Source organism: Granulicella sp. S156 (assembly GCF_009766105.1).
Taxonomy (GTDB): domain Bacteria; phylum Acidobacteriota; class Terriglobia; order Terriglobales; family Acidobacteriaceae; genus Granulicella.
In genome coordinates this window covers 231,778-234,353 of sequence record NZ_LMUH01000018.1, presented here as the reverse complement: position 1 = coordinate 234,353, position 2,576 = coordinate 231,778, and the positions used below count along the sequence as shown (strand labels likewise).

General features: G+C 60.7%; 3 protein-coding genes. All 3 read left to right on the top strand.

Translation table 11 applies throughout. The features are described from left to right. On the top strand, positions 1-815 hold an 815-nt coding region (locus tag GSQ91_RS14765), incomplete at its 5' end, for a TrbG/VirB9 family P-type conjugative transfer protein (RefSeq protein WP_216845261.1). Positions 816-825: 10 nt separating this feature from the next. After that, complete coding sequence (locus GSQ91_RS14760) at positions 826-2,094, top strand: TrbI/VirB10 family protein (protein ID WP_158822528.1); 1,269 nt, start codon at positions 826-828, stop codon at positions 2,092-2,094. A gap of 54 nt (positions 2,095-2,148) precedes the next feature. After that, a partial coding sequence (locus tag GSQ91_RS25720; RefSeq protein WP_216845260.1) for a hypothetical protein occupies positions 2,149-2,576 on the top strand: 428 nt, incomplete at its 3' end.

Genomic DNA, 2,576 nt, shown 5'->3' with positions numbered 1-2,576 from the left:
GGACTACCCCAACCCTCTCAACGCATAACTCACCACAACCCTCAAAGGAGATTTTCATGCGCCCTGCTGCACCCATCATCCCCCTTCTACTTGGCCTCGCTGCAACCGTGGCCCACGGCCAGCAGACCACCGCTCGCCTGGTCAAGTACCACGCCAACGACATCGTGAGCGTTCGCGCGAAGATGCGCTACACCACCCTGATCGAGCTTCCGGGCACGGAGAAGATTCTGGAAGTCGCCACCGGCGACAAGGACTTCTGGATCATCGACACCGTAGGCAATTACTGCTTCCTACACCCGGCCAAGGAAGGCATCCACTCCAACCTTAACCTTATTACCGACAAGGGCACGGTGTACTCGTTCGTGCTGGACGATGTCGAGTCCGGCGATCCCGATCTCAAGGTCGTCATCGAGCCGTCCGACCCGTCGTCGCTTGCCGCCGCCAACGGCGCCGGCAAGCTCGTATCAGCCGGCGAGGTCGATGCTGCGCGCCTACAGGCGCAGATCGCCCAGACTCGCGCCTCGGTTGCTGTCGAGCAGTTCCGCGCTGACTACCCGACGAAAGCATTGCAGTTCGACTACACCTTCCACAACGAAAGCCCCTTTGGCGTCTCGGCGATCTATCACGACGACAAGTTCACCTACATCAAGTCGTCGGCCTCCGAGAAGTTCTCGATCTACGAGCTGAAGGACGGCAAGCCCGACCTCATCACTTTCCAGTTGAAGGATGGCACGTATGTCATCCCAACGGTCGTCGATCACGGCTATCTCGAGATCGGCAAGCACAAACTCGACTTTCAACGGAAGGCTCAGTAGAGGAGGCGCTATGACAGACGAGAAACAGACTACCGCCCTACCGGAGCTACAAGCCGCGCCTCCGGTACCCGACAACGCCTCCGGACTGCGCGATAAGCGCGTCCGGCCCGAAGGCGTCGTGCCGAAACAGGCGCAGGGATACGTCATGGCGGGACTCGCGGTGCTCATCCTCATGGCCGTGATGTTCTCGAAGAACCATGCCAAGCCTGCGCCGAAAGAGGGTGCATCGTCTCCGCTGGCCGCATCGACCGATGTGAACCAGCGGAAGATTCAGGAGCTGGAACAGGACCTGAGCGCGGATCAGCGACAGAGCCAACAGGCACAGCAGGCCCGGAGCGGCACCATCCCTGCGTCCGGTATCAATGAGCCCGCAACCAACGTTCCCACCTCTCAGCCTGCTGGCGTCGCGGCACCTGCTGCGCAGTTGCCACCGCCCGCTGCGGTGGAACCGCCCCGCGATCCCATCGCTGACGCGGAGAAGGCGATGGCCTTCAAATCCCGTTTTGCGTCGAATCTGGTCTCCGCCGATGACGGCGCCTCGCACCCATCGGCGGAGCCTGTCAGCCTTGGTGAAAGTACCGCTGCTCGCTCTTCGAGCTTGCCGCCGTCCCCTCCTACACAAGCCGCGGCTACGCCTGCTTCCGCTGCCAACAAGCGTGCGCCGGAGGTCAACCTGAACGCCGCGCATGGCCAGCCCTTCGCGGTCTTCGAAGGCACCACGATCGACACCGTTCTGGTGGACCGTCTGGATGGCGAGTTTGCCGGGGACGTGAAGGTCATGGTGACTAATCCCGTCTATAGCGAGGACCGCCAGCACGTTCTGATTCCCGAAGGCACATTCATCCTGGGCACTGCGCAGAAGGTCTCCGCGCTCGGCCAGAAGCGCCTCGCCCTCACCTTCCACCGGATGCTCATGCCGGACAAATACTCCGTAGATCTCGACCAGTTTCACGGTCTCGATCAGGCGGGTGAGACCGGTATTAAGGACAAGCTCAACAACCGCTATGTCGAGATATTCGGGGCGTCGATCGCGCTGGGCATCGTTGCCGGAGCCGCCGAGGCAACAAATGCCAACCAAGGCTACAACGAATCGGGCACCGAGGCATACAAGTCCGGCATTGCTTCGAGCCTTTCCCAATCGAGTGCGAACGTGCTCGACCGCTTCACGAACATCCCACCCAGCATCACGATTCGCAATGGCCATCGGATCAAGGTCTACATCACCCAGGACATGCTGTTGCCTGCCTACGAGAACCACGACATGCCGCCCGTCATGTAAGGCGTGCGGCTGTCTTTATCCACTCACCCTAACCGCTTCCACGGAGGATTCACCATGAAGTCAATCAAGATGTATGGCCTTATTCTCACTGTCCTTACCGCGCTCGCGCCTGCTGCGCATGCGCAGTTCGGCTCCGGTATCGTCTACGACCCGACGCAGAGCGCCCACGCTGTTCAGCAGATCGAGCAGGGGGAATCGCAGCTTCAGAAGTGGGCGACCGAACTCAACAACTGGCAGCAGCACCTACTAAAAGAGGCGCAGATCTACACCACTGCCGAACAGACCCGGACCCAGATCGTCACCATGTACAACCTCGCATACCAGATGTCGACCATGCCGCAGAACCTGGCGGCCCGGTACAAGGCGGATTGGGCGCAGTGGCAAAGCCTTGCCGCGCCGCCGAATGCATACGGCAACACCTCTCCTCTCGTGAACGCCCTCAACTTTGGTGGTCTGCCCCAGGCGCAGCAGGGCTACAACAG